Here is a 3,757-nt window from a genome sequence, read left to right as displayed (position 1 = left end):
ACAAATCCCTCAAAATACAATCTATAAAGTTATTGCTCCCAAAATACAAGAACGGATTTTCACATATAGCAATGGTATAATAAACTGGTTTTAAAATAAACATTCTATATCTCACATCATTATAATAAGATGTCAGCTAATTGTCAGTTTATTTATTTGAACTACATTAGAATATTTTCCGTTCTTTGTTTATAGTACTTTTGGAGATACAGGATGGGGATAGGTAAGGCAGAGAAAAAAAGAATATTTTCCAACTATAATCTGAATGTAAATTAAGGGTACAGCTAACTTTTTTATTGGATTAAAAACAATAAAGTTATCGTAATAGGAAATCCTATTCATAATTTGGCTGTTAAAGAGTTATATTTAAAACAACTCACACAAAGAAGAGAAGTAACAAATCGACCGATCATTACAACTGCAAAGGTTAGCCCTGCAGATATAAGCTTAGGAAATGTTAAGGTGAAACAGGCAAAAAACAGATTTCATCATACAAAATACAGGGAATGTTCGATGAAACCATAATGGTAAATGTAATACGGAGCAACCAATAACATTAAAAATTCGAGGACAAGCGATATAATAAGAAGCAGGGAAAGAAACCTCTCAGACATTAGAACTCTTCCGGTAACCTTCCCCCTTGTCTCCACCTTAAAAGAAAGGAGGTGATGGAGCAAAAGTAAGAAGAATTAAAGAATAAAGGAATTTCTTATTGAAGAAGAGTAAATAAGAAATAAACGATTAAAAAATTAATAACATAAATACATAAAAATATCATAAAGAAGAAACTATTTGGTATAGCAATTGTTGCGATAGTGGCTGCTGGGGCTGCATGGAATGTAAATGAGAATAAGAATGAAGTTAGTTTAAGTGACTTGGCTCTAGAGAATGTGGAAGCACTAGCCGGTGGGGAACAAGGAGGAGGAATACAATATTATGAACATCACTGTGGATCTCGAGTTGGTACACAATGTATAACTTCAGTAACCGGTCCTTTATGTGGTGGACCAAGAAGTTGTCCTTAATTATTTAGGCATTTTTCATTAGTCATGAATAAGTAGCAAACTATAACCCCGATAATTCAAAAACTATTTAAGACTAGAATTAAGTATTCACAAAAACCGGATTAGCATGAAACTGATATCAATATTTGGAGCATTTTTAGTTCTATTTACATCTTGTCAACAAAAGAGTAAAGATCTATCAAAGGTTTTGTATAATCAAACCAAAGAGTTAGAAAAAATAAGTATCAATATTTCTATTGATGACCAATCACTTACATCATACAGTTTTATTTCTACTTATCCAAAAGAGGATAATAAAGAATATTTATACGCCTATAATAGGTTAACACATTCCATAGACAAGTTTAACATCGATAATAAAACAGTTTCTCATATCTCTTTAGCAACAGAAGGAAAAGACGGTGTTCTAAAAAATATATCCGGATTATGTGTTTCCAATCCTGACAGTATTTGGATTTACAGCCAAGAAAATTTATACCTAATTAATTCGATTGGAAAAGTCACAAATAGTTTTAAACTACCAATCCCTGAAGGTGGGTTCATCATGATAGATAAAAATTTTTCAAGATCTACCAGTACTTTTTATTATCACCCGGCAAGAAATTCAATATTCTACTTGGCTGTAACACCTAATAAAGATCGTACCAAATACAATATATGCGAATATTCAATTTTGACTGATAATTTAAAATCATTTGAAATCGAAGGAAATAGCATCGAAAATAAAGCAGGAACAAATTTTGGATGGAAGCAAATGCCTAATGTTACATTTACAGATAAATATATTATTTACAACTATCCAATCAGTTCAAATATATATTATATAGATATAAAAACCGGTAAAAAAAATACAGTTGATGGACAAAGTAAATACACAAAAAATTTAGTTTCAGAATTAACTATGCCTTATGATTTTCAGAAAGCAGATAAACATCTGCTAGAGAACGTTCATTTTTTTGAAGTTATATACTCTCCAAAAGAGAATGTGTATTATAGATTGCATTTAGATAAAATTGCCTCTTATTCTAAGAATAAAGAGTTTAATGAACAATATGAAAGTAAAAATATTTATTTGACTATTTTAGATTCAAATTTTCACATAATAAATGAGCAACAATTAAGCCCTAAAACTTATAACTATTTTAATGGTTGGGGAATTACAAAAAAAGGTCTCTTGATTTTTATAGAAAATATTTTAGACACCTCAAAAAATCCAGATATACTCCAGATGGATATTTTTTGTACAAATCCATGAGAACCACATATAACGATTAAAGAAGTGTAATTGTTTATAATTGCACTTCTTCTACTCCAATTATCTAAAATAAAATATATATGCGTTATTGTATATTATTATTTTGTATAATACTAAAATGCATTTTTGAGATGAAATTACATAACTTATTAATTATACTATTAGCTTATTTGTGTTGGAATTGTACAAATAATTCAAATACAGAAAAACATCAAAACAGTCGTAATAATATTGTTGATGTTCAAGATAAGATTGTAAAGATAGAAATGGAGGAAAACCCTGTTTCTAGTTTTGCGATACCATATATTATGGATAATTTTTTAATAATAAACGACTACAAATCACCGGATAAACTAATACATATTTTTGATAAGAATTCTTTCAAATATATTACAAGCACCGGGGATAGAGGAGAAGGACCACAAGAAATTGCAAATCTGGGGCGTATCGGAATTAATGAAGCTGATCGCATTTTTTATGTAACAGATCATGGGAAACAGAAAATCTTTAGTTTTTATATGGATAGTATTCTTGTAAATCCGGACTATATGCCAATAGAAAAAATAAAGTTGGACAATACCATGTATCCGGATACTTATGACTATATAAATGATACTTTATCAATAGGATTATTCTCAAAAGTATTGAGCAACTCAGATTATACACCTATAGTTGCCAAGTGGAATATGGAAACAGGGGAAGTAAAACCTATGAAATACTTAAAACATCCGGAAATAGAAAGGAAACGAGTCAGTTCTGCCATATCCATTGAAAACAACTTATATGTTGAGTGTTATTGGTATCATGATTTAATGACGATTGGTTATCTTAATGGTGATTTTAAATGCAATATATATGGCGCAAAGTGGAATACGAAAAATTCCAGTGAGAACAGGCATTATAGAGATGTTGTCTTTTGCAAAGACTATATTGTAGCTAGCTATCTGGGAGAGAAAAGAATAATAAATGGTAAAGGAGGAGGGATAACAGTTATGAATCCTACTAAATTTTTGATTTTTGATAAAAACGGCGACTATATACAAACTTTAGAAGTAGGACATCCTATTCTCACCTTTTGCTATGATAAGGAAAACAATAGAATCATAATGAATCTTGATGACGAAATGCAGGTGTCTTACTTAGATTTAAATCTTTAAGCCCCCCACGTACATTTTCTATATGTAAGACTGGGATTCCTTTTAAAGAATCACGTAATCTTTTGATAGCCTGATCGAGTCATTCATTTTTTTGCAGACACATGATAGTAAATAGGTAAATCCAAGTATCACTATCTTCATTATTTTCTTCATGGTATGTAATAATTCATTAGCGTTTTCAATACAAAAATACAATTTATTAATCAATATCCTATAATTCCAGTTGGTAAGCCCAATTTTAGCCCTAAAAGCAGAACCTTTTATAATTCAAGATATTATACATATAACTTTTCTGTCATTAAACAAATGTAAGTAATTTG

The 3,757-nt window shown here is 29.8% G+C and carries 3 protein-coding genes; all 3 read left to right on the top strand.

The genetic code is table 11. The features are described from left to right. The first annotated feature begins 761 nt into the window (after positions 1-761). The 3 genes from C4S38_RS15590 to C4S38_RS15580 all read left to right on the top strand — a co-directional run bounded on the left by C4S38_RS15590 (position 762) and on the right by C4S38_RS15580 (position 3,437). Positions 762-1,025, top strand: a complete 264-nt coding sequence (locus C4S38_RS15590) for an NVEALA domain-containing protein (RefSeq protein WP_394340860.1) — start codon at positions 762-764, stop codon at positions 1,023-1,025. A 106-nt stretch (positions 1,026-1,131) separates the two neighbouring features. Next, on the top strand, positions 1,132-2,280 hold the full coding sequence (locus C4S38_RS15585) for a DUF4221 family protein (protein ID WP_103984472.1): 1,149 nt from the start codon (positions 1,132-1,134) through the stop codon (positions 2,278-2,280). Positions 2,281-2,411: 131 nt separating this feature from the next. Then, entirely contained in the window at positions 2,412-3,437 is a 1,026-nt protein-coding gene (locus C4S38_RS15580) for a 6-bladed beta-propeller (protein WP_103984474.1), read from the top strand. The last annotated feature ends 320 nt before the right edge of the window (positions 3,438-3,757 follow it).

It is taken from the genome of Parabacteroides chinchillae, assembly GCF_900108035.1.
Lineage (GTDB): Bacteria > Bacteroidota > Bacteroidia > Bacteroidales > Tannerellaceae > Parabacteroides > Parabacteroides chinchillae.
This window is presented reverse-complemented; position numbering and strand designations above follow the sequence as displayed.

Bases quoted from the DNA above. Each gene is read 5' to 3' on its own strand.
- C4S38_RS15580 (WP_103984474.1), top strand. From the start codon at position 2,412: ATGAAATTACATAACTTATTAATTATACTATTAGCTTATTTGTGTTGG.
- C4S38_RS15585 (WP_103984472.1), top strand. From the start codon at position 1,132: ATGAAACTGATATCAATATTTGGAGCATTTTTAGTTCTATTTACATCT.